The 21,305-nt window shown below is 67.9% G+C and carries 21 protein-coding genes; 15 read left to right on the top strand and 6 right to left on the bottom strand.

Translation table 11 applies throughout. The annotated features are described in order from the left end of the window. Positions 1-4 precede the first annotated feature (4 nt). The 4 genes from FNZ56_RS00255 to FNZ56_RS00270 are packed head-to-tail and all read left to right on the top strand — an operon-like array spanning position 5 to position 3,726. Positions 5-979 (top strand): SPOR domain-containing protein, encoded by a 975-nt coding sequence (locus tag FNZ56_RS00255; RefSeq protein ID WP_143877942.1) that lies wholly within the window; start codon positions 5-7, stop codon positions 977-979. A 19-nt stretch (positions 980-998) separates the two neighbouring features. Further along, a complete protein-coding gene (gene purF, locus FNZ56_RS00260) occupies positions 999-2,471 on the top strand; it encodes an amidophosphoribosyltransferase (RefSeq protein ID WP_143877943.1) in 1,473 nt (490 codons plus the stop codon). Continuing rightward, entirely contained in the window at positions 2,468-3,280 is an 813-nt protein-coding gene (locus FNZ56_RS00265; protein ID WP_143877944.1) for a ferritin-like domain-containing protein, read from the top strand. Before purF ends, FNZ56_RS00265 begins: the two co-directional genes overlap by 4 nt. A gap of 20 nt (positions 3,281-3,300) precedes the next feature. Next, positions 3,301-3,726 (top strand): COG3650 family protein, encoded by a 426-nt coding sequence (locus tag FNZ56_RS00270; protein ID WP_143877945.1) that lies wholly within the window; start codon positions 3,301-3,303, stop codon positions 3,724-3,726. Between the two features lie 137 nt (positions 3,727-3,863). On the opposite strand, the gene lpxH is transcribed toward FNZ56_RS00270, so the two are convergent. Next, positions 3,864-4,586 carry a UDP-2,3-diacylglucosamine diphosphatase gene (lpxH, locus tag FNZ56_RS00275; protein WP_143877946.1) on the bottom strand — a complete coding sequence of 241 codons (723 nt, stop codon included), beginning with the start codon at positions 4,584-4,586 and terminating at the stop codon, positions 3,864-3,866. 16 nt (positions 4,587-4,602) lie between these two features. Here lpxH and gltX point away from each other — a divergent pair, with 16 nt between their 5' ends. Continuing rightward, entirely contained in the window at positions 4,603-6,009 is a 1,407-nt protein-coding gene (gene gltX / locus FNZ56_RS00280; RefSeq protein ID WP_143877947.1) for a glutamate--tRNA ligase, read from the top strand. A 9-nt stretch (positions 6,010-6,018) separates the two neighbouring features. Next, on the top strand, positions 6,019-6,528 hold the full coding sequence (locus tag FNZ56_RS00285; RefSeq protein ID WP_143877948.1) for a transcriptional repressor: 510 nt from the start codon (positions 6,019-6,021) through the stop codon (positions 6,526-6,528). A 3-nt stretch (positions 6,529-6,531) separates the two neighbouring features. On the opposite strand, the gene FNZ56_RS00290 is transcribed toward FNZ56_RS00285, so the two are convergent. Continuing rightward, on the bottom strand, positions 6,532-8,610 hold the full coding sequence (locus FNZ56_RS00290; protein ID WP_246064629.1) for a TonB-dependent receptor: 2,079 nt from the start codon (positions 8,608-8,610) through the stop codon (positions 6,532-6,534). Between the two features lie 167 nt (positions 8,611-8,777). Here FNZ56_RS00290 and FNZ56_RS00295 point away from each other — a divergent pair, with 167 nt between their 5' ends. The 5 genes from FNZ56_RS00295 (at position 8,778) to FNZ56_RS00315 (ending at position 12,778) form a co-directional block, all read left to right on the top strand. Beyond that, complete coding sequence (locus FNZ56_RS00295; protein WP_143877950.1) at positions 8,778-10,175, top strand: carbohydrate porin; 1,398 nt, start codon at positions 8,778-8,780, stop codon at positions 10,173-10,175. Between the two features lie 19 nt (positions 10,176-10,194). Next, a complete protein-coding gene (locus tag FNZ56_RS00300; RefSeq protein WP_143877951.1) occupies positions 10,195-11,094 on the top strand; it encodes a metal ABC transporter substrate-binding protein in 900 nt (299 codons plus the stop codon). Continuing rightward, entirely contained in the window at positions 11,091-11,888 is a 798-nt protein-coding gene (locus FNZ56_RS00305) for a metal ABC transporter permease (protein WP_221933307.1), read from the top strand. The genes FNZ56_RS00300 and FNZ56_RS00305 overlap by 4 nt, the downstream gene beginning before the upstream one ends. A gap of 58 nt (positions 11,889-11,946) precedes the next feature. Continuing rightward, the gene (locus FNZ56_RS00310; protein WP_143877952.1) at positions 11,947-12,375 is read left to right on the top strand and encodes a MerC domain-containing protein; all 429 of its coding nucleotides are present in this window, start codon (positions 11,947-11,949) and stop codon (positions 12,373-12,375) included. Between the two features lie 211 nt (positions 12,376-12,586). Continuing rightward, the gene (locus FNZ56_RS00315) at positions 12,587-12,778 is read left to right on the top strand and encodes a 30S ribosomal protein THX (RefSeq protein WP_143877953.1); all 192 of its coding nucleotides are present in this window, start codon (positions 12,587-12,589) and stop codon (positions 12,776-12,778) included. Between the two features lie 61 nt (positions 12,779-12,839). Here the strand turns inward: FNZ56_RS00315 and hutI are convergent, their stop codons facing one another. Together hutI and FNZ56_RS00325 are read right to left on the bottom strand one after the other, a co-directional pair. Further along, the gene (gene hutI / locus FNZ56_RS00320; RefSeq protein WP_143877954.1) at positions 12,840-14,054 is read right to left on the bottom strand and encodes an imidazolonepropionase; all 1,215 of its coding nucleotides are present in this window, start codon (positions 14,052-14,054) and stop codon (positions 12,840-12,842) included. Continuing rightward, on the bottom strand, positions 14,051-15,373 hold the full coding sequence (locus tag FNZ56_RS00325) for a chloride channel protein (RefSeq protein ID WP_143877955.1): 1,323 nt from the start codon (positions 15,371-15,373) through the stop codon (positions 14,051-14,053). Before FNZ56_RS00325 ends, hutI begins: the two co-directional genes overlap by 4 nt. Positions 15,374-15,423: 50 nt before the next feature. Here FNZ56_RS00325 and FNZ56_RS00330 point away from each other — a divergent pair, with 50 nt between their 5' ends. Further along, positions 15,424-16,656 (top strand): formimidoylglutamate deiminase, encoded by a 1,233-nt coding sequence (locus FNZ56_RS00330; RefSeq protein ID WP_246064631.1) that lies wholly within the window; start codon positions 15,424-15,426, stop codon positions 16,654-16,656. 63 nt (positions 16,657-16,719) lie between these two features. Here the strand turns inward: FNZ56_RS00330 and FNZ56_RS00335 are convergent, their stop codons facing one another. After that, a complete protein-coding gene (locus FNZ56_RS00335; protein WP_185970754.1) occupies positions 16,720-17,949 on the bottom strand; it encodes an alkaline phosphatase family protein in 1,230 nt (409 codons plus the stop codon). A gap of 96 nt (positions 17,950-18,045) precedes the next feature. On the opposite strand from FNZ56_RS00335, the gene FNZ56_RS00340 reads away from it, so the two are divergent. Together FNZ56_RS00340 and FNZ56_RS00345 are read left to right on the top strand one after the other, a co-directional pair. Next, positions 18,046-18,588, top strand: a complete 543-nt coding sequence (locus FNZ56_RS00340; RefSeq protein ID WP_143877958.1) for a YybH family protein — start codon at positions 18,046-18,048, stop codon at positions 18,586-18,588. Positions 18,589-18,682: 94 nt separating this feature from the next. Next, on the top strand, positions 18,683-19,021 hold the full coding sequence (locus tag FNZ56_RS00345; RefSeq protein WP_143877959.1) for a hypothetical protein: 339 nt from the start codon (positions 18,683-18,685) through the stop codon (positions 19,019-19,021). 15 nt (positions 19,022-19,036) lie between these two features. On the opposite strand, the gene FNZ56_RS00350 is transcribed toward FNZ56_RS00345, so the two are convergent. Further along, entirely contained in the window at positions 19,037-19,549 is a 513-nt protein-coding gene (locus FNZ56_RS00350; RefSeq protein WP_143877960.1) for a methylated-DNA--[protein]-cysteine S-methyltransferase, read from the bottom strand. An 82-nt stretch (positions 19,550-19,631) separates the two neighbouring features. Between FNZ56_RS00350 and hutU the strand changes: the two genes are divergently transcribed. Continuing rightward, entirely contained in the window at positions 19,632-21,299 is a 1,668-nt protein-coding gene (gene hutU / locus FNZ56_RS00355; RefSeq protein WP_143877961.1) for a urocanate hydratase, read from the top strand. The last annotated feature ends 6 nt before the right edge of the window (positions 21,300-21,305 follow it).

Genomic DNA, 21,305 nt, shown 5'->3' on the forward strand with positions numbered 1-21,305 from the left:
CCCGATGGATACCTCCCTGAAACAGCGCCTTTGGGGCGCCGCCGTCCTGATCGCGTTGGCGGTGATCTTCCTGCCCATGCTGGTGCAGGGTCCGGCACCGGACAGCGGCGCGGCGGACGTGCCGTTGAACATGCCGGCAACGCCAGACACGGGCATGGAAACGCGCGAACTGCCGCTCGCGGGCCCGGTCGATGCGCCGGCCGGCGGCGCGACCGGAATGCCGGTCAACGACGACGCGGCGAACCCGGCGGATTCGCAGGACTTCCCGGCCACGACCGCCGGCGGCGACTACGCCGTGCACTTCGGCAGCTATGCCAGCGCGGATGCGGCGCAGTCGATGGTCGCAGCGCTGGCGAAATCGCAACTCGCCGCCTACAGCGAAGCAGTCCAGCTCAACGGCAAGCCCGCGTGGCGCGTGCGCATCGGGCCGTTCGCGACCCAGGCCGACGCCGAGGCCGCACGCCTGCGCGCGACCCAAGTGCGCAGCGACGTGAACGCACGCGTGGTGGTGCTCGATGCCGAAACCGCGTCGCCCGCGCCCGCACCGGCAGCGACCGCGCCGATCGCCGATACATCCAAGCCGGCGGCGACGCCGCTTCCGCCCGAACCCAAGCCGGTCGCGACCAAGCCAGCGCCGGCCACATCGCCTGCGACCGCGAAAACCGAAACACCGAAGCAGCGGCCCATGGCGCCCGCGCCCCCGGCCGCAAAGCCCATGCCCACGCCCGCGCCGGCCGCCGCGAATGTCGGTTTCGTGGTGCAGCTCGCGGCATTCGCCAAACCTGCCGATGCCGAGGCCTTGCGCGATCGCGCTCGCGCCGCCGGCTTCAGCGCGTTCACCGAAAGCGTCAAGACCGACAAGGGCACGCTGACCCGCGTGCGCATCGGCCCGGTCGCCGATCGCGCCGCGGCCGACCAGCTGAAAACCCAAGTGCAGGCGAAGCTCGGCGTGGCCGGCATCGTCCGCCCGCATCCTTGATCGAAGCAGGAATCGCGACATGTGCGGCATCGTCGGAATCGTCGGCCAGAGCGAAGTCGCGGCCCAGCTGTACGACGGCCTGACCGTGTTGCAGCACCGCGGCCAGGACGCGGCCGGGATTGCCACCGCGGAAGGCGGGAAGTTGCGCGTGCACAAGGGCAATGGCCTAGTGCGCGATGTGTTCGACGCGGAATCGATGGTCGAACTCGAAGGCCGCGTCGGCATCGCCCATTGCCGCTACCCGACCGCGGGCAGCGAGGGCAGCGACGAAGCGCAGCCGTTCTACGTCAATTCGCCCTACGGCATCGCGCTCGCGCACAACGGCAACCTGATCAACACCGACGCGCTGCGCCGCGAGGTGTTCGAGCAGGACCGCCGTAACGTCAACACCGAATCCGACAGCGAAGTGCTGCTCAATGTGTTCGCGCACGAACTCGACCTGCAGAAAGCGCTGACGCCTGACGCCGCGTTCCGCGCGATCGAGGGCGTGAACCGCCGCGCGAAGGGCGGCTACGCGGTCGTGTGCACGGTGCTCGGCCTTGGCCTGGTAGCGTTCCGCGACCCGCACGGCATTCGCCCGCTGGTGCTCGGAAAGCGCGTGTCCGCGGGCGGCGACGAATACATCGTCGCGTCCGAATCCGTCGCGCTGGATGTGCTCGGCTTCGAGCGCCTGCGCGACGTGGCCCCTGGCGAGGGCATCGTCATCACCGCGCGCGGCGAATTGTTCGCGCGCCAGTGCGCGCCCGCCGAAGCGCACGCGCCATGCATCTTCGAATACGTGTACTTCGCGCGCCCGGACTCGATGATCGAGGAAATCTCGGTGCACAAGGCGCGCATGCGCATGGGTGTGACGCTGGGCGAGAAGATCCTGCGCGAACGCCCGGATCACGACATCGACGTGGTCATCCCGATTCCCGACACCAGCCGCGATTCCGCGCTGGAAATCGCCAACGTGCTGAACGTGAAGTACCGCGAGGGCTTCATCAAGAACCGCTATGTCGGCCGCACCTTCATCATGCCGGGGCAGGGCGAGCGCGCGAAGTCGGTGAAGCGCAAGCTCAACCCGATCCCGCTGGAATTCCGCAACCGCGTGGTGCTGCTGGTCGACGATTCCATCGTGCGCGGCACCACCTCGCGCCAGATCGTGCAGATGGCGCGCGACGCCGGCGCGAAGAAGGTCTACCTCGCTTCCGCGGCGCCGCCGGTGCGTTACCCGAACATCTACGGCATCGACATGCCCACGCCCGAGGAATTGATCGCGCACGGGCGCACCGAGGCCGACATCGAACGCATGATCGGCTGCGACTGGCTGGTCTACCAGGACCTCGCCGACCTCGAGGCCGCGGTCGCGGGACCGAAGTTTCCGGGACGCAAGTTCGACAGTTCCTGCTTCAGCGGCGAATACGTGACCGGCGTCGATCCGGGTTATTTCGAGCGGATCCGCCAACTGCGTTCCGACGACGCCAAGCACCAGCGCCGTCTGGCGTTGTGACTGCCGTGGCGTCGCTGTTCGACGCCGCGCGCGCCTGCCTCGACGCGGCATTGCCCGAGGCCAAGCTCGAACGCACGTTCGAAGCGGCCTCCGCGTTCGCGCACGGCGAACTCGCGATTCCCGACGATGCGCCCGCGCCGGAACCGATCCGCATGCCCGGGCGTCCCGTGAAGCCGAAACTCGTGCATCCGCGCGAACTTCCGCGCCGCGGTTTCGGCAGCGACGAGGGCCGCGCGGCGTTCATCCACGCGGTGGCGCACATCGAATTCAACGCCATCGACCTCGCCTGGGATGCGGTCTATCGCTTCCGCGGCATGCCCGGTGCGTACTACGCCGATTGGGTGTCCGTCGCGAACGACGAAGCCCGGCATTTCGCGATGTTGCGCAAGCGACTGAACGATTTCGGCCACGATTACGGCGATTTCGATGCGCACAACGGCCTGTGGGAAATGGCCGAGAAGACCGCGCACGACGGCCTGGCACGCATGGCCTTGGTGCCGCGCGTGCTCGAGGCGCGCGGGCTGGACGTGACGCCGGGTATGATCGTGAAACTGCGCGCGCTCGGCGACGAGGCGACCGCCACCATCCTAGACATCATCCTGCGCGAGGAAGTGGCGCACGTCGCCGCGGGTTCGCGCTGGTACCGCTGGCATTGCGAACGCGCCGGCGTCGATCCACGCATGCGCTTCCGCGAGCTGTTGCGCGAACACGCCGGTGGCGTGCTGCACGGGCCGTTCAATACCGAAGCGCGCTTGGCCGCGGGTTTCGACGCGGACGAACTGGAAAGCCTGCTGGCCGAGGCCGATTGATGTTCCTTCGGAGGGTTGACATGAAAACGCATCGCTTCGCCATCGCCATCGCCATCGCACTCCTCGCGCTCGCGGCCTGCGCCACGTCGGAATCGCCGGCATCGACCGATGCGCCGATGGCCAAGCGTCCGGCCGGGCAGGAAAACGTGCCGCTGCTGGCGTGGCGCGCGTTCGGTACCGAGCCGTTCTGGAACGTGCGCGTGGACGGCGACACGCTGGTGTTCACCACGCCGGACGAGCAGTCCGGGCGCACGCTCAATGGCACCTATGCACTGCAACGGGACGGTAGCGTTTATTACACGGGTACCGACGGCGCCATCGCCTTCAATCTCCACATCGCCAAGGGCGAATGCAGCGACGGCATGTCCGACAACGTATACGAGCTGATTGCGGAGTTCCGCTACGGCGTCATGGACTACAAGGGTTGCGCCGAAGCGGCGAAGTGACGCGTAGGGCGGAACCTCCCACAGGGAGATTCCGCCATCGCATCGTGATATCGACCATTGGCGGAATCGCCTTCTGCGGTTGCACCCTACGGTATTGCACTAATGCCTCGACAGACCGGTCGCGCTCAAGCGCGCTCCTACAGTTTCTCCAGCTTCGCGTTCGTCGCATCCATCCGCAGCACCGATCCCTGTTCGTACCAGTCGCCGAGCACGATGCGGGTGTTGCCGTCGCCTTCGTCGTGGATCGCGGGGCGGTGGGTATGCCCGTGGATCATGCGACGGATGCCGTAGCGCTTGAACCATTCCTGCACCGTGGCAGGCGTGACATCGGTGATCGTTTCCGATTGCCCGCTCGCGACCAGTTCGCCATAGCGCGCCTTGCTCGCCGCGCGCGCCTGTTCGGCGAAGGCGAGCCGCGCGGCCAGCGGTTGCGCGAGGAATTGTTCCTGCCAGCGCGGATCGCGGGTCTGTGCGCGGAATTGCTGGTAGGCGGTGTCGTCGGTGCACAGCAGGTCGCCGTGCAGGATGAGCGTCGGTTCCCCGTGCAGCATGATGACGGCGGGGTCGGGCAGGATCGTCATGCCCACGCGTTTCGCGTATTCCTCGCCGAGCAGGAAATCGCGGTTGCCGCGGATGAAGGACACCGGCACGCCCGAATCCGCGAGTGCGCGCAGCCTGCCGGCGACGAACGCGCCGGCCTCGGAGGGATCGTCGTCGCCGACCCAGGCCTCGAACAGGTCGCCGAGGATGTAGAGCGCATCCGCGTTCCGCGCTTCGCCGTCGAGGAATCGACCGAACAGCTCCGTCGCTGCCGGGCGTTCCGGGTCGAGGTGCAGGTCGGAGATGAAGAGCGTGGCCATGCCCTAAAATATACAGATGACGACCCGCACCCGCTTTGCCCCCAGTCCCACCGGCTACCTGCACATCGGCGGCGCGCGCACCGCGCTGTACTGCTGGCTGGAATCGCGCCACAAGGGCGGGCAGTTCATCCTGCGCATCGAGGACACCGATCGCGAGCGCAGCACGCAGGCGGCGATCGACGCGATCCTGCAGGCGATGGACTGGCTGGGCCTGGATTACGACGAAGGCCCGATCTACCAGACCCATCGCCTCGACCGTTACCGGGAAGTCGCCGAGCAACTGGTCGCGTCCGGGCATGCGTATTACGCCTACGAGACGAAAGAGGAGCTCGAGGCGATGCGCGAGGCGGCGATGGCCGCGAACGAGAAGCCGCGCTACAACGGTGCATATCGTGATGCGAACGCGGGCTTCCGCGACGATCCGAATCGCGTCATTCGTTTCCGCAATCCACTCGATGGCATCGTGGCGTGGGACGACAAGGTCAAGGGACGCATCGAGATCGCGAATTCGGAACTCGACGACCTCGTGATCTTCCGCAGCGACGGCTACGCCACCTACAACTTCGCCGTCGTTGTCGACGACATCGATATGGGCATCACCGACGTGGTGCGTGGCGACGACCACGTCAACAACACGCCGCGCCAGATCAACATCTACCGCGCGCTGGGCGCGGAGGTGCCGCATTTCGCGCACCTGCCGATGATCCTCGACGAACACGGCGCGAAGCTTTCCAAGCGCACCGGTGCCGCCGACGTGATGCAGTACCGCGATGCCGGCTACCTGCCGCACGCCCTGCTGAATTACCTCGTGCGGCTGGGCTGGTCGCATGGCGACCAGGAAGTGTTTTCGATTGCCGAGATGCAATCGCTGTTCGACCTCGCCGACGTCAACGCCAAGGCCTCGCGCCTGGATCCGGCCAAGCTCGGCTGGCTCAACCAGCAGTACCTGAAGTCGGACGATCCCGAATCCGTCGCGAAGCACCTTGCCTGGCACCTCGAACAGTGCGGCTACGACCTCGCGAACGGTCCAAAACCGGCCGATATCGTGGTCGCGCTGCGCGAACGCGCGCAGACGCTGAAGGAAATGGCGGAGAAATCGGCGGTGTGGTTCCAGCCGCTCATGCACTATGACGAAGCGGCGGTAGCCAAGCACCTGACCGCGGCCGCGCGCGCGCCGCTGGAAGATGCGAAGTCGCGGCTGGCGGCATTGCCGGCATGGAACGTCGAAGCGATTTCCGCCGCCTTGCATGCGATTCCCGAGGCGCTGGGCATCGGCATGGGCAAGGTCGCGCAGCCGCTGCGGGTGGCGATCACCGGCACCCAGGTCAGCCCGGACATCGGCTGGACCGTCTACCTCGCCGGCCGCGAACAGGCGCTGGCGCGGATCGATGCCGCCCTTGCAAAACTTCCTGCTGGCGCCTAAATCACGCCTATGGCCCACGACCACGCCTGTACCGATCCCAAGCACCACGTCCACGACGCCCAGGGCTTCGTGGCCGCGGTCGAAGCCGCCTGCCGCGAGCGCGGCCTGCGGCTGACCCCGATTCGCGCCCGCGTGCTCGGCCTGGTCGCCGAGGCCGGCCAGCCGGCGAAGGCCTACGACCTGCTGGAACAATTGCGCAACGACCGCGACGCGGACGGCGAGGGCAGCGGCGCGGCGGCGCCGCCGACGGTCTACCGCGCGCTGGATTTCCTGCTCGCGAACGGCTTCATCCACAAGCTGGAATCGGTGAACGCCTTCGTCGCCTGCCACCATCCGAACGCGAACCAGCATTCGGTGCCGTTCCTGATCTGCGACCGCTGCCATTCGGCCACCGAGCTGGAGGATGCGAGCATCGTGGCCAAGCTGGAAGCCGCGGCCCGGGGGCTGGGTTTCGCCCCGCAGGCGCAGACGCTGGAAGTGCACGGGCTTTGCGCCCGCTGCAGTGCCAAGCCGCGCTGATCCTCAGAAGAACACGCGCACGCCGACATCGAAGCTGCGACCTGGCAGCTCGACATCGTCCTTGAGGAACGAGGTGTGGACGCGCCCGACCTGGTTGGTCAGGTTGGTGCCGTCGACGAACAGCTCCCAGCCGACGTTGCCGGTGTCGAAATGCCGTGCCGCGTGCGCATCGATCATGGTGTAGCCGGCGGTCGGGGTTTCGTTCGTCGCCACCTTGTCCTGCCGGTTCACGCGCGTCGCGCCGAGCGAAGCGCGCCAGTCGCCGTTCTCCCAGCGCAACTGCGCGCCGAGGCGCGAGGGCGGGATGCGCGGCACGTTGCCGCCGCCGTCGGCCAGCGTCGCGCGGACCGTGTCGCCGAACGCGCGCAGGTCCCATCGGCCGCTGTCGTTGTCGGCAAGATGGAACGTCGCCTCGCCCTCGAATCCGCGGAAGATCGCATTCGACTGCGACCACTGCCGGATCGGCAGGTAGTCGTTTTCTTCGTCCCAATACCATTGATCGCCGGTGTCGACGAGGTAGATGAAATCCTTGAAGCGGTTGTAGTACGCCGAGACCTTCGCATCGACCAGGGAAGACTTGTACTGCAACCCGAGTTCCAGCTGGTTCGCGGCTTCCTTGTCGAGGTTCGGGTCGCCGACTTCGTAGGCGAGGGTGGCGATGTGCGGGCCGTTCGCGAACAGTTCCTCCTCCACCGGCGCGCGTTCGGCGTGGTCGAGGTTCGCGGTCAGCCGCCAGTTTTCGCCGAGTTTCCAGCCGCCGGACAACGACAGGCTCAACGGGGTGAAATCGCGGCTTGCCATCGCGTCGGGTTCGGACTTGACCTTGTCCACGCGCGCGCCGAAGTCGAGCTGGAAATCGCCCCACGAACGGCGCGCGATGCCGAACGCGCCGTAACCGCGCGTGGTGGTTTGCGGCACGAACGATTCCTCGCCGACCGCGGCGAACGTGCTGTCCGTGCCCTGCACGCCGACCGCGCCCTGCCATGCATCACGGTTGCCGAACGTCGCCTCGACGCGGCCTTCGTTGGCGTTCTTGGTGAAGGTCGTGCCCGGTTCGTCGCCTTCGAATTCGATGTGGTCGTAGTCGGTGTGGCCGAAGCTGAAGCGCAGGCCGTTGCCTTCGCCCCACAGATCCTTGAGCCCGCCCTTGAGGTCGTAGCGGTTCTGGCGCAATTGCAGGTGCACGCCGCGCTCGCCCGCCGACAGGTCGCCGGGTTCGCCCGGATTGCCGTAGCCGTCTTCGAAGCGCGACGCGGACAGGCCGACGAAACCCCAGTCGCCGAGCAGCGAACCGCCGACCGCGCCGGATTTGGTGTCGATGAACGAATTCGCCTGCACGCCGTCGGGCGTGTCGTAGTCCTTCGCGTTGCGATACACCGCATCCGCGTGCAGCGCGAAGCGGTCGGTGCCGCCGTCGATGCGCGCCATGTCGGTGGTGCCGTCCTGGTCGCCGCCGAAGAAACGCGCTTCGGCGCGGCCGCCGAAACCGTTCTCGATCGCTTCCTCGGGGATCCTGCCGTCGACGACGTTGACCACGCCGCCGATCGCGCCGCTGCCGTAGAGCAGGGTGGACGGCCCCTTCAGTACTTCGATCTGGTCGGCGAGGAAGGGCTCGATCGCCGGCGAGTGGTCCTGGCTCACGGTAGACACGTCCTCGGTCGACAGTCCGTCGGACAGTACCGACACGCGCGGACCGTCGAGGCCGCGGATGATCGGCCGGCCCACGCCCGGCCCGAAGTTGGAGCTCTGCACGCCGGGAATGCTCGAAACCGTTTCGCCGAGGCTGGAGGCGCGGTCCTCGTCGAGGCGCTCGCCGGCCAGCACGGCGGCAGGCTTGCCGAGGTCGCCCGCGGTGGTGCGCAGCGGGCTGGCGGTCACGACGACCGTATCCAGATCGACGGCGCGCTTGGATTTTTCCGCGTGTTCGGCATGGCGCGTATCGCTGGCGGGCGGGTGCGCCGCATCGTCGGAGGTTTCCGTCGCGGCCGACGAATCCGCGGCGATGGCGGATTGGGCGGCGAGGGCGCCGGCAATCGCGAGGCAGAGAGAGAGCAAGCGGGGAGAGGATCGGCGGCAGGTCATGGGTAGGCTCATGGCTATCGGAAATAATATGTTATAACATTACATTTAAGATGAATCCGCCATAAGTCATGCCCGCCCGAAACGCGGAATCGGCAGCCGGCCCTTTGCGCCAGCGAGGATTTGTCCTCAAAATGCAACGTTATAACTTCCGATTATCTGGCCCTCCCATGCGCCTTTCCCCCCTCGCGCTCTGCGTCCTTGCCTGCCTTTCGTCGCCCGTCTGGGCGGGAACGCCCGACGACCACCAACGGATCGAAGCCCTTGAAGCCCAGGTCCAGGCGCTGACGGCCGAATTGCAGGCGATGAAGGCGCAGCAGGCCACGCCCGCAGTCGCCGCTGCTCCGGTCGCGGCGATGCCCGCGCAAGGCGCCGAAGCCGAGGCCGATGCGCTCGCCGCCGACGCAAGTGATGTCGCCGCGGTCGCGCCGGATGCGGGTTCGGACCAGAACGCGGTCGCGGCGGTGGCCGCGCCGTCGGGCGATGCCGGCGGCGGTAGTGGCCCCAATGCATTCAACCCGGCGATCAGCATCATCTTGAACGGCAGCTACTCGCACCATTCGCTGGATCCGGCCGCGTTCGCGCGCACCGGCTTCCCGCTGGTGGGCGAGGGTGCGCCGAGCCCGAACGGATTCTCGCTGGGCGAAAGCGAGGTCTCGTTCGCGGCGAACATCGACGACAAGTTCTACGGCCAGCTGACCGCGACGGTCGAAAGCGAGGACGGCGAGGACCACCTCGGCATCGAGGAGGCCTACATCAGCAGCACCGTGTTGCCGGACGGCCTGAGCCTGCGCCTCGGTCGCTTCTATTCGAACATCGGCTACCTCAACAGCCACCACGCGCACACCGACAACTTCTTCGACCGCCCGCTGCCCTACCAGGCCTTCCTCGGCAACCAGTACGGCGACGACGGCGTGCAGCTGCGTTGGGTCGCGCCGACGTCGCTGTATTTCGAAATCGGTGGCGAGGCGTTCCGCGGGCAGAACTATCCCAGCGGCGGCGCGCAAAACGGCGGCCTCGGCACGAAGACGCTGTTCGCGCACGTCGGCGGCGATGCCGGCACCGACAACGAATGGCTGGTCGGCGTTTCGGCGCTGAAGACGCGCACCGAAGGCGGCGAGGACGGTTTCAGCGGCGACGACACGCTGGCGATTTTCGACGGCACCTGGAAGTGGGCGCCGCAGGGCAACTTCAAGGACGGCGGCATCACCCTGCGCACCGAGTACATGGTCGACAAACGCGACGGCAGTTACATCGACCCGAACGACCCGTCGTTCACCGCGCTTTGGAACGGCAGTCGCCGCGGCGCCTACCTCGAGGGCGTGTACCGCTTCAACCGCACCTGGGACGCGGGTTACCGTTACGACAAGCTGTGGGGCGACGACGACCTGCCGTTCGCGAGCTTCGACCCGTACCGCCACAGTGCCGAACTGACGTGGCGCAACAGCGAGTTCAGCCTGTTCCGGCTGCAGTTGAGCCACGAGAAACCCAATCCCGACGATGCCGACAACGCCGTCACCGTGCAATACCAGACGGCATTGGGCGCCCACGGCGCGCATGCGTTCTGACTTTTTCCCGGAGCCATCCATGAAGCGTTTCGCGATTCCCCTGATCCTCGCTGCGGTGTTCGTCGCGGCGCCCGCGCAGGCCAAGCTGCGCGTGTTCGCCTGCGAACCCGAATGGGCTTCGCTGCTGAACGAGCTGGCCGGCGACAAGATCGACGTCGACGTCGCCACCACCGCGCTGCAGGACGTGCACGTGGTCGAGGCGAAACCGAGCCTGATCGCCAAGGTGCGCGACGCCGACCTCGCGGTCTGCACCGGCGCGGAACTCGAAGTGGGCTGGCTGCCGCAGCTGATCAAGCAGTCCGGCAACACCAGGATCGCTGGCGGCGCCGGTTCGTTCCAGGCGGCGATGCAGGTCAAGCGGCTGGAAGTGCCGAGCAGCGTCGATCGCGCCAACGGCGATGTGCATCCGGAAGGCAATCCGCATGTCCAGATGGATCCGCGTCGCATCCTCGTGATCGCCAAGGCGCTGGATGCGCGCCTGGTGCAGCTCGATCCGGCGAATGCCGCGACCTACCAGTCCCGGCTCGCCGACTTCAGCAACCGCTGGCTCGCGGCGATGGTGAAATGGAAGGCCGAAGCCGCGCCGCTGAAGGGCCGCAAGGTCGTCGTCCACCACATCAGCTGGGTGTACCTGTGGGATTGGCTCGGCATCGACGAAATCGGCGCGCTCGAACCCAAGCCCGCGGTGCCGCCGACCGCCGCGCACATGGCTTCGCTGGTCGACATCACCAAGGGGAGCAACACGCTCGCGATCGTGCGTGCCGCCTACCAGGATCCGAAGCCGGCCGACTGGCTGTCCTCGCGCACCGGCGTGCCCGCGGTGACGCTGCCGTTCACCGTCGGCGGCGATGCGCAGTCCAAGGACCTGTTCGGCCTGTTCGATTCCACCATCGGCAAACTCGTGGCGCTGACCAAATGACACTGAACCTCGAAGGACTCGACGCCGGCATCCTCGGCCCCGCCTGCGCGGCGGGCCTGCTGGTGCTGGCCACGCACGTGCCGCTCGGCAAGCAGGTGTTGTCGCGCGGCATCATCTTCATCGACCTCGCCATCGCCCAGATCGCAGGTCTCGGCGTGATCCTCGCGCAGGCGATCGGCGTGGACGAACACGGTTTCGGTGCGCAGTTCGCGGCCGCGGCCGCTGCGCTGCTCGGCGCCGGCCTGCTGGCCTGGACCGACAAGCGCTGGCCGGAACGCCAGGAACCGCTGATCGGCACGCTGTTCGTGCTCGCCGCGACCGGCGGACTGCTGCTGCTCGCGAACAATCCGCAGGGTGGGGAGCACCTCAAGGACTTGCTGGTCGGGCAGATCCTGTGGGTGAACTACGTGCAGCTGATCCCGGTGCTGATTCTCTCGGCCGCGATCCTCGGCCTGATGTGGTGGCGGCGCGGGCGTTTCGGCGGGCTGTGGTTCTACGGCCTGTTCGCGCTGGCGATCACCGCCTCGGTGCAACTGGTCGGCGTGTACCTGGTGTTCGCCAGCCTGATCGTTCCGGCACTCGCGACCATCGGCATGTCCGGACGAAAGGGCCTCGTCGCGGCCTACGCCATCGGTGCGCTCGGCTACGTCGGCGGGCTGGTGCTGTCGGCGGTGTTCGATCTGCCCAGTGGCGCGCTGATCGTGTGGACGCTGGCCGGTTTCGCGCTGCTGGCGCAGGCCTTACCGGCACTGCGCCGCGGGCGCTCGCCCGCATTGGCGGCGGAGGCAGCCTGACATGGCGCGCGCTGCGAACGTTCATGGGCTCGCGGGCGCTGGTCGTTACAATGTAACGATGAAGCCGGATCCACGCCCCGAAGGCAAGCCGCCCAGCGCGCTGCTCGACCGCATCGGCGCGACCGGTTCGCTGGTCTGCGCCGTGCACTGTGCGTTGCTGCCGCTGCTGATCGCACTGCTGCCCTCGCTTGGCATCGCCGCGTGGCTGGGCGACGATTTCGAACGCGGCTTCGTCATCTTTGCGACCCTGTTCGGCCTCGCCATCCTCGCCTGGAGCTACCGTCGCCACCGCACCCTGCGTGCGCTCGCACTGTTGCTGCCGGGGCTCGTGGCGCTGTGGGCCGGGATTCTGGTCGCGCCGCTGCACCACTCGTTGGTGCCGCATGCGCTGGTGATGACCCTGGGCGGCACCCTGGTCGGCCTCGCGCACCTCGCCAACCTGCGCCTCAACCACGGGCACGTGCACGACGCCTCGTGCGTCCATTGATGCCCCTCCCCGCGTTACTCGCGCCATCCATGGCGCTCGCCCTGCGGGCCAGCTTCGCTGTTCTCGGGCGCTCCTGCGCCCGTGATCGGCACCCTCTCCCTGCTCGCGGGGAGAGGGAAAAGCCAGCTTGGTGCTAGAATCCGCGGCCTCGCGCGCGACGCGATCCACGCTTCAAAACAATACATTCTCGAATCGGTTCAGGAGCAACACGATGGGCAAGGGCGACCGCAAGACGGCCAAAGGCAAGCGCTATTCCTCCAGCTACGGCAACGCCCGTCCGAAGGCCGCGGCCAAGGCCGCCGGCACGGTGAAGGCGCCGGTCGCGAAGAAGGCCGCCACCAAGACCGTGGCCAAGGCTCCGGCGAAGAAGGCCGTGGCGAAGAAGGCCGCCGCGAAGGAGTAATCCTGCCGCGCCGTCCGTTCGCGAAAAGCCCCGCCGATGCGGGGCTTTTTCGTTACCGGTATCAGGCGATTCGTTTCCCGCCCGCGAACACGCCGTCGGCGAGGTTTCCGCCCAGCCAGTAGCACAGCTCCGCCGGACGACGGATCCGCCAATGCACGAAATCCGCGCGCATGCCCACGCGGAGCACGCCGCGGTCGCGCAGGCCCAGCGCCTTCGCCGCATCGGTCGTCGCGCCGCGCAGCGATTCCTCGGGCGTCAGCTTGAAATGCGTGCAGGCCAGTTGCATCGCCTGCCGCAGCGATTGCAATGGCGAAGTGCCCGGGTTGCAGTCCGTGGCCACTGCCATCGGCACGCCATGCGCGCGCAACAGGTCGAGTGGAGGAAGTTTCGTTTCGCGCAGCACGTGGAACGCGCCCGGTAGCAGCACCGCGACGGTGCCGCGTTCGGCCATCGCGCGCACGCCATCTTCGGAGGTGTGCTCGATGTGGTCGGCCGAAAGCCCGTCGAATCCCGCCGCCAGCGCCGCGCCGCCGAGGTCGCTGAGCTGGTCGGCGTGCAGTTTCACTGGCAGGTCCAGCGCGCGCGCGGCCTCGAACATGTGCAGTGTCTGCGCCGGCGAGAAACCGATGCCTTCGCAGAATGCATCGACCGCGTCGACCAGGCCTTCGGCGTGCAATCGCGGCAGCCACTCGATCGCCGCGTCGATGTAGCCATCGGCGTTGCCGGCGAATTCCGGAGGCAAGGCATGTGCGGCGAGATACGTGGTGCGGATGCCGACGCCGAGTTCCTCGCCGATGCGGCGCGCGACGCGCAGCATCTTGCGCTCGTTGTCGAAATCGAGGCCGTAGCCCGACTTGATTTCCAGCGTGGTCGCGCCATCGGCGATCAGCGCTTTCGCGCGCGGCAGCGATTCGGCCAGCAGCGCGTCTTCGCCCGCTTCGCGCACCGCACGCACGGTCGAAAGAATGCCGCCGCCAGCGCGCGCGATCTCTTCATAGCTCGCGCCCTGCAGTCGGTGTTCGAATTCCGCCGCGCGGTCGCCGGCGAACACCAGGTGGGTGTGGCAATCGACCAGGCCGGGCGCGATCACGCCGCCGTCGAAGCGGCGCACTTCGGCCGCGGCCGATTCCAGCGCGGGATCGTGCGGGCCGAGGTAGGCGATGCCGCCGTCTTTCCACGCAAGAGCGGCGTTTTCGACGATGCCGTAGCCCGCGTCCGCGTCCAGCGTCGCCAGGGTCGCGCCGACCGCGATGCCGTCGAATCGTGGAGCGCTCACGCGGCTTCCCCCGGTGGCTTCGATGGTTGCGGCAACAGGCGTTGCGCCAGCGCCTTGTACACCGGCGTGCGGCAGACCAGCGCGGATGCGCCGCGCGCGATCAGCACGGTGGCGAGGATCGGCAAGAGCATGCCGTCGCTGTTGGTGAGTTCCATCGAGATCACCGCCGAGGTCAATGGCGCCTGGGTCACGCCGGTGAGGTAGCCGCACATGCCGAGCAGGACGATGGCATTGGCCGGGGCCTCCGGCATCAGCGTGGCGATGTCGTTGCCGAGTCCCGCGCCGACCGCGAGCGCGGGCGAGAACAGGCCGCCGGGAATGCCGGCGAGGTAGGAGGCGAGGTTGGCGACGAACTTGACGATGCCGAATTCGTGGCCGACCACCGCATGGCCCTGCACCAGGCTGCGCGCCTGTTCGTAACCGGTGCCGAACGCGCCCGGGCCGAAGGCAATGCCGAGGCCCGCGAGCAGCAGCCCGCAGCCCATGGCGAACAGCACCGGGTGTCCGCCGCGCAAGGTTCCCAGCCAGCGCGGCTTGCCCTCCACTGCCGCGAGCAGCAGGCGACTGAACACGCCGCCAGCAAGGCCGCAGGCGATGCCGCACGCCAGCACCGCCAGCCAGGCCTGGCGCAAGGGCAGGGCAATTTCGACGCGACCGAAATAGGTGTAGCTGCCGAGCAACGCGAGCGACACCACGCCGCCTACGATCACGGAAGTGAGCAACGTGCCGGAGAAACGATGCTCGAACGCGCCGCCGAGTTCCTCGATGGCGAACACCACGCCGGCGAGCGGGGCATTGAACGCCGCCGCGATGCCGGCCGCGCCGCCGGCGAGCAGCAACCGGCGCGCCTGCACGTCGCCGCGCAGGCCGAACCGGCGGCCGATGGCGAGCATGACGCCGGCACCGACGTGCACGGTCGGGCCTTCGCGGCCGATCGAGGCGCCGCCGAGCAGGCCGGCCACAGTCAGGCCGAGTTTCGCCAGCGAGACCTTCAACGACAGGTGGCGTTGGCGCTCCGCCTCCGGCGTGCGCAGCGCCGCGATCACCTGCGGGATGCCGCTGCCGCGCGTGGATTCGAGTCCGCGCGTGGTGATCCACGCCAGCAACGCGAACATGCCCGGCGTGAGCAGCAGCGCCCACCACGGCGAGAATGCGATGACGCGCTTGAACAGGGAGAAGGCGAGGTCGCTGGCGCGGGCGAAGGCGATGGCCGCGAGCGCCACCGCGATCGCGCCGCCCCAGAGCACGGCGCGGCGCTTCCATATGTCCGGGGACAGCAGGGCGCCGAGGCCGGCTTCTTGCTCGTCGTGCGTCGCCATCGCCGCATTCTCGCATGCCCGCCGCGGCCGGGCTCGGGCAGAATGGCGCCATGTCCGCATCGAACGCACCCGACGACGCCCGCTGGCGCCTGCCCGGCATCGCCAACCTGCATTCGCACGCCTTCCAGCGCGCGATGGCGGGCATGGCCGAACGCCAGGGCGATCCGAACGACTCGTTCTGGACCTGGCGCGAAGCCATGTACCGCATCGCCGCGCGCTTCGATCCGGAATCGCTGCATGCGGTCGCGGCGCAGCTGTACGCGGAAATGCTCGAGGCCGGCTACACCCGCGTCTGCGAATTCCATTACCTGCACCACGCGCCCGACGGCAAGCCGTATGAGGATCCCGCGGCCATGTCGAACGCGCTGGTGCGCGCCGCGCGCGACACCGGCATCCGCATGACGTTGTTGCCGGTGCTGTACATGACCGGCGGTTTCGACGGGCGCCCGCTGTCCGCGCGGCAGCGGCGCTTCGGTTTCGACGTCGACGGCTATCTGCGCCTGTTCGAATCGCTGCGCGCGCCGGAGGACGACATGCTGCGCGTCGGCTGCGCGCTGCACAGCCTGCGTGCGGTGCCGGCGGGCGCGATGCGCGAAGTGCTCGATGCGCTGCCGCAAAACGCGCCGGTGCACATCCACATCGCCGAACAGATCGGCGAAGTGCAGGACTCGCTCGCGTTGCGTGGCGCGCGCCCGGTCGAATGGCTGCTGGCGAACGCGAACGTCGACGAACGCTGGACGCTGGTCCACGCGACCCACCTCGACGATGGCGAAATCGCCGGCATCGCGCGCAGCGGCGCCACCGTCGCGCTATGCCCGACCACCGAAGCCAACCTCGGCGACGGCCTGTTCCCGATGCGCGATTTTCTCGCCGCGAACGGCCGCTGGGGCATCGGTTCGGATTCTCACATCTCGGTATCGCCGGTCGAGGAACTGCGCTGGCTCGAATACGGCCAGCGCCTGCTCAGCCGGCATCGCAACGTGATCGCCGATGCCGGCGAACCCAGTGTCGGCGCGATCCTGCTTCGCGGCGTCGCGGAAAGTCGCGCCAGTGCGACCGGTTTCGACGACGGCGACGACGAATGGCTGCTGCTCGATGCCGATGCGCCGCAGTTCGCCGGCGCGACCGACGCCGACATCGCGGATCGCTGGATCTTCAGCGGCAACCGGCCGCTGGTGCGCGAAGTGCGGATTGGCGATGAATTGCTGGTCGCCGATGGCCGCCACCGCGATCGCGATGCGATCGCGAAGCATTATCGCGAGGCCATTTCGAAATTGCTGTAGGAGCGCCCTTCAGGGCGCGATTCGCGGGCGCGATATTCCACGGTCGCGCCCAAATGGGCGCTCCTACCGGCTTAACGCCGGCAACAACGGCGCGATGTCGCCGTCGTTCGGCAACGCGGGCACGCCGAGCAGGCGCGTGAGCAACGGATACACGTCGACGTTGTCGAACGGCGGCAATTCCACGCCGCGGCGGAAGTCCGGGCCTTCGGCGACGAAGGTCGCGTGCATCGAAGGCGATTCCGGCGCATAGCCGTGTTCGCCCTTCACCGGCTGGGCGAAGGGCTTGTCGCCATGCAGTTCCAGCAGCCAGCCTTCGTCGGCCTGGCAGACGATGGCGGGGATGCGCGGGTTGCTGCCGTAATGCCAGGCGGGCGGCAGCGATTCGCGCCGCCAGCATTCGGAATGGTCGTGGCGCCCGACCAGCTTCATCGCTTCCGCTTCATGGCCGGCGCGCGGCGCGACCAGCACGATCGGGCCATCGTCCTGGATGTCGATGGCATCGGCCGGGACGATGTCGTCGAGGTAGCGGATGTTGCCGTTCGCGACGTCGGCCATGCCGTGGTCGGAGACGACGACGAGGTCGATGCGCTGTCTGCCGGAACGCGCGGCGATGCCCGCGCGCAGTTTCGCCAATCCATCGTCCACGGCGCGTTCGGCGGCGATCGCGTCCGGGCAATGCGCGCCGCACTGGTGCGCGGCGACATCGTACTGGTCGAAGTAGGCGGCGATGAAGCGCGGGCGCTTCGCGACGGGCTGGTCCAGCCAGTCCAGCACCTGTTGCACGCGCGCGTCCACCGTCATGGTCTTGTCGAACGGGAGCCATTGCGACGGGCGTTCGCCGTGGATTTCGACCGCGGACCCGGGCCAGAACAGCACCGCCGTCGGCGTGCCCTCGCGTTCCATCGTCGCCCACAGCGGTTCGCCGCCCGACCACCACTGCGCATCGACCGTGTCGTATTGCTTGGAAACGAAACTGCCGAGTTCCGCGTCGCGCATCTGGTTGTGGACCACGCCGTGGTGGTCCGGGCGCAGGCCGGTGACCAGCGTGTAGTGGTTCGGGAAGGTGAGCGTCGGGTAGGACGGGTTCATCCAGCGCGCGTGCACGCCGTTCGCGGCGATGGCGTCGAGCGCCGGCATGTCGCCGCCGCCCAATGCATCGGCGCGCAGCGCGTCGATCGACACCAGCACGATCGTCGTTTTTTGCGACGCGGGCGAGGGCGCGGTACGCAGGCCGGCGCAGCCGGCGAGCAGGGAAACGAGAAGGAGGATTGTCGCGGCTTGGCGTATTCGCATGCGCATACCCAATGTTAGCCGCAAGCCGTGGCCATCGACGCATGCGGGAAGGCATAGTGCGGGCGACGCCCTTCAGACCGCCATGCCGGGGATTCCATGACTTCGACCCGTTTCTTCGCCGCAGTGCTTGGATTGGCGTTGTCGCCGCTCGCCGTCGCGCAAACGAGCACGTCGCCGGAACCGAAGTTGTCCGCCGCCGAATGCGAGGTGTGGGCGCGCGAGCTGGGCTTCGCGCGTTCGGTGGCAGAACACGATGGCGACGCGTTCGCCGGCTTCATCGCCGAAGGTGCGGTGTTCGGCGCCAAGCGACCGAACCCGCGGCGCGGTCGCGATGCGGTGGTCGCGGCCTGGTCCGGCCTCGTCGCCGGCAAGGAGCTGCGGCTGTCGTGGTACCCGGCCATGGTCGCCATCGGCGGCGAGGCCGACGTCGCCTCTTCGAGCGGCCCGGCGCTGTACGAGGACCTCAGTCCCGGCACCAAGCAGCGCTTCCTGCTCGGCGCCTTCCAGTCGATCTGGCACCGCGACGCCGACGGCGCCTGGCGGGTGCTGTTCGACGACGGCATCGAGCCGCAGCCGGCCAGCGAGGCCGAAGTCGCGGCGTTCCGGGCCGGGCGCCGCGAGTCCTGCTCGCGCGGCTGACAGCGCCCTAAACGTGCACGAAACGCGCAAGGCGACGGCGGGTCCGGGACGCCGCGAAAGGCGTATAACGGAGACGTAAACCCGGAGGTGCCCCATGAAACGACTGTTGCTCGCCAGCCTGCTCGCCGGCCTTGCGTTCGCCGCGTCGGCCCAGTCGGTCGGCACGACCGTGCAGCCCACCGTGCAGGACGACATCCACTCCGACGTCGCCACCCGCGACGTGCGCGACCACACCTGCCTGCGCGAGACCGGTTCGCTGATCACCACCGCGCAGAACAAGCGCGCCATGCGCCAGGCGCGCGCCAACGGCGACGCGACCGTCGAGGTGAAGTGCTCGGCCTACGGCCGCGCCTACACCCAGGACGACATCCGCCGCACCGGCGCGATCGACCTCGCCGACGCCCTGCGCAACCTCGATCCCGCGGCGCACTGACGCCGCGTCGCGGCCTCAGCCGAACAGGTCGCCCGTTTTCGGCGCGACCTCTGCCGGGGCCAGCGCGCCTTCCAGCCGCAGCAACGCGGCCTTGATCGGCAAGCCGCCGCCGAAACCCGTCAGCCCGCCGTCCGCGCCGATCACGCGATGGCAGGGCAGCACGATCGGCAGCGGGTTGCGTCCGTTCGCCGCGCCAACCGCGCGCACCGCATCCGGCGCACCGATGCGTTGTGCCTGTTCGGCATAGCTGCGGGTTTCGCCGTAGGGGATTTCGGCCAGCGCCCACCAGGCCTTGAGCTGGAACGCGGTGCCGGCCGGCTTCAACGGCAGCTCGAACGTGCGGCGTTCGCCCGCGAAATATTCCATGAGTTGCCGACGCGCCTCGGCGAGGCGCCCGGGCGAATGCAGCCACGCCGCCTGGCCATGCACTTCGTGCCGATTGGTGGCGAACAGCACGTGGCGCAGGCCGTCGACGTCGGTGGCGACTGTCAGCGGACCGATGGGCGTGTCGAAACGGTCGTACCACATGTTTTTAGTGTGCCCGATTCGTGCCGATGACGTCGCCCGGTGCGGTGCGATAATCGCGGCTTCGCTTCCGGAGCCGCGCCCCATGCCAAGCCGCCACGACCCGTCCCGCAAGATCCGCGCGCCGCGCGGCGCCACGTTGAACTGCAAGTCGTGGCTGACCGAAGCGCCGTTCCGCATGCTGCAGAACAACCTCGACGCGGAAGTCGCGGAACGCCCGGAAGACCTCGTCGTCTACGGCGGCATCGGCCGCGCCGCGCGCGACTGGGAGTGCTACGACAGGATCCTCGAAACGCTGAAAACCCTCGGCGACGACGAAACCCTGCTGATCCAGTCCGGCAAGCCGGTCGGCGTGTTCCCCACGCATCCGGACGCGCCGCGCGTGCTGCTCGCCAATTCCAACCTCGTGCCGCACTGGGCGACGTGGGAGCACTTCAACGAACTCGATAAGAAGGGGCTGATGATGTACGGCCAGATGACGGCCGGTTCGTGGATCTACATCGGCTCGCAGGGCATCGTGCAGGGCACCTACGAAACCTTCGTCGAGATGGGTCGCCAGCATTACGGCGGTTCGCTCAAGGGCAAGTGGATCCTGACCGCGGGCCTCGGCGGCATGGGCGGCGCACAGCCGCTGGCCGCGTCACTCGCGGGCGCGTGTTCGCTCAACATCGAATGCCGGCAGTCGAGCATCGATTTCCGCCTGAAGACGCGCTACGTCGACGAACAGGCGAACGACCTCGATGACGCGCTCGCGCGCATCGCCAAATACACCGCTGCCGGTGAAGCGAAATCCATCGCGCTGCTCGGCAATGCCGCCGACGTGCTGCCGGAACTGGTGCGTCGCGGAGTCAAGCCCGATTGCGTCACCGACCAGACCAGCGCGCACGATCCGGTGCACGGCTACCTGCCGGTCGGCTGGACGGTGGAACAGTGGGAAGCCGAGCAGAAGGCGAATCCGGACAAGGTGCGCGATGCGGCGAAGAAGTCCATGCGCACGCATGTCGAGGCGATGCTGGCCTTCCATGCGGTCGGCATCCCGACCGTCGATTACGGCAACAACATCCGGCAGATGGCCTTCGACGAAGGCCTCAAGAACGCCTTCGATTTCCCCGGCTTCGTCCCGGCCTACGTGCGTCCGCTGTTCTGCCGCGGCGTCGGTCCGTTCCGCTGGGTCGCGCTCAGCGGCGATCCGGAGGACATCTACAAGACCGACGCGAAGGTGAAGGAGCTGATTCCCGACGATGCGCACCTGCACAACTGGCTGGACATGGCGCGCGAACGCATTTCCTTCCAGGGCCTGCCGGCGCGGATCTGCTGGGTCGGCCTCGGCCAGCGCCACAAGCTCGGGCTCGCGTTCAACGAGATGGTGCGCAACGGCGAACTGAAGGCGCCGGTCGTCATCGGTCGCGATCATCTCGATTCCGGTTCCGTCGCGTCGCCGAACCGCGAAACCGAATCCATGCGTGACGGCAGCGATGCGGTTTCCGACTGGCCGCTGCTCAATGCGATGCTCAACACCGCCGGCGGCGCGACCTGGGTGTCGCTGCACCACGGCGGCGGCGTCGGCATGGGCTATTCGCAGCACAGCGGCGTGGTGATCGTCTGCGACGGCACGGAAGCCGCCGACAAGCGCATCGCGCGGGTGTTGTGGAACGACCCGGGCACCGGCGTGATGCGCCATGCGGATGCGGGTTACGACATCGCCAAGCAGTGCGCGAAGGAGCAGGGGCTGAAGCTGCCGATGCAGGGCTGAGGAACA

Origin of the sequence: Lysobacter lycopersici (assembly GCF_007556775.1) — a bacterium.
Taxonomy (GTDB): Bacteria; Pseudomonadota; Gammaproteobacteria; order Xanthomonadales; family Xanthomonadaceae; genus Pseudoluteimonas; species Pseudoluteimonas lycopersici.

Excerpts from the sequence above, each read along its gene's own strand:
- FNZ56_RS00255 (WP_143877942.1), top strand. The coding sequence starts at position 5 with ATGGATACCTCCCTGAAACAGCGCCTTTGGGGCGCCGCCGTCCTGATC.
- purF (WP_143877943.1), top strand. The coding sequence starts at position 999 with ATGTGCGGCATCGTCGGAATCGTCGGCCAGAGCGAAGTCGCGGCCCAG.
- FNZ56_RS00270 (WP_143877945.1), top strand. The coding sequence starts at position 3,301 with ATGAAAACGCATCGCTTCGCCATCGCCATCGCCATCGCACTCCTCGCG.
- lpxH (WP_143877946.1), bottom strand. The coding sequence starts at position 4,586 with ATGGCCACGCTCTTCATCTCCGACCTGCACCTCGACCCGGAACGCCCG.
- gltX (WP_143877947.1), top strand. The coding sequence starts at position 4,603 with ATGACGACCCGCACCCGCTTTGCCCCCAGTCCCACCGGCTACCTGCAC.
- FNZ56_RS00285 (WP_143877948.1), top strand. The coding sequence starts at position 6,019 with ATGGCCCACGACCACGCCTGTACCGATCCCAAGCACCACGTCCACGAC.
- FNZ56_RS00290 (WP_246064629.1), bottom strand. The coding sequence starts at position 8,610 with ATGACCTGCCGCCGATCCTCTCCCCGCTTGCTCTCTCTCTGCCTCGCG.
- FNZ56_RS00295 (WP_143877950.1), top strand. The coding sequence starts at position 8,778 with ATGCGCCTTTCCCCCCTCGCGCTCTGCGTCCTTGCCTGCCTTTCGTCG.
- FNZ56_RS00300 (WP_143877951.1), top strand. The coding sequence starts at position 10,195 with ATGAAGCGTTTCGCGATTCCCCTGATCCTCGCTGCGGTGTTCGTCGCG.
- FNZ56_RS00305 (WP_221933307.1), top strand. The coding sequence starts at position 11,091 with ATGACACTGAACCTCGAAGGACTCGACGCCGGCATCCTCGGCCCCGCC.
- FNZ56_RS00310 (WP_143877952.1), top strand. The coding sequence starts at position 11,947 with ATGAAGCCGGATCCACGCCCCGAAGGCAAGCCGCCCAGCGCGCTGCTC.
- FNZ56_RS00315 (WP_143877953.1), top strand. The coding sequence starts at position 12,587 with ATGGGCAAGGGCGACCGCAAGACGGCCAAAGGCAAGCGCTATTCCTCC.
- FNZ56_RS00325 (WP_143877955.1), bottom strand. The coding sequence starts at position 15,373 with ATGGCGACGCACGACGAGCAAGAAGCCGGCCTCGGCGCCCTGCTGTCC.
- FNZ56_RS00330 (WP_246064631.1), top strand. The coding sequence starts at position 15,424 with ATGTCCGCATCGAACGCACCCGACGACGCCCGCTGGCGCCTGCCCGGC.
- FNZ56_RS00335 (WP_185970754.1), bottom strand. The coding sequence starts at position 17,949 with ATGCGAATACGCCAAGCCGCGACAATCCTCCTTCTCGTTTCCCTGCTC.
- FNZ56_RS00340 (WP_143877958.1), top strand. The coding sequence starts at position 18,046 with ATGACTTCGACCCGTTTCTTCGCCGCAGTGCTTGGATTGGCGTTGTCG.
- FNZ56_RS00345 (WP_143877959.1), top strand. The coding sequence starts at position 18,683 with ATGAAACGACTGTTGCTCGCCAGCCTGCTCGCCGGCCTTGCGTTCGCC.
- FNZ56_RS00350 (WP_143877960.1), bottom strand. The coding sequence starts at position 19,549 with ATGTGGTACGACCGTTTCGACACGCCCATCGGTCCGCTGACAGTCGCC.
- hutU (WP_143877961.1), top strand. The coding sequence starts at position 19,632 with ATGCCAAGCCGCCACGACCCGTCCCGCAAGATCCGCGCGCCGCGCGGC.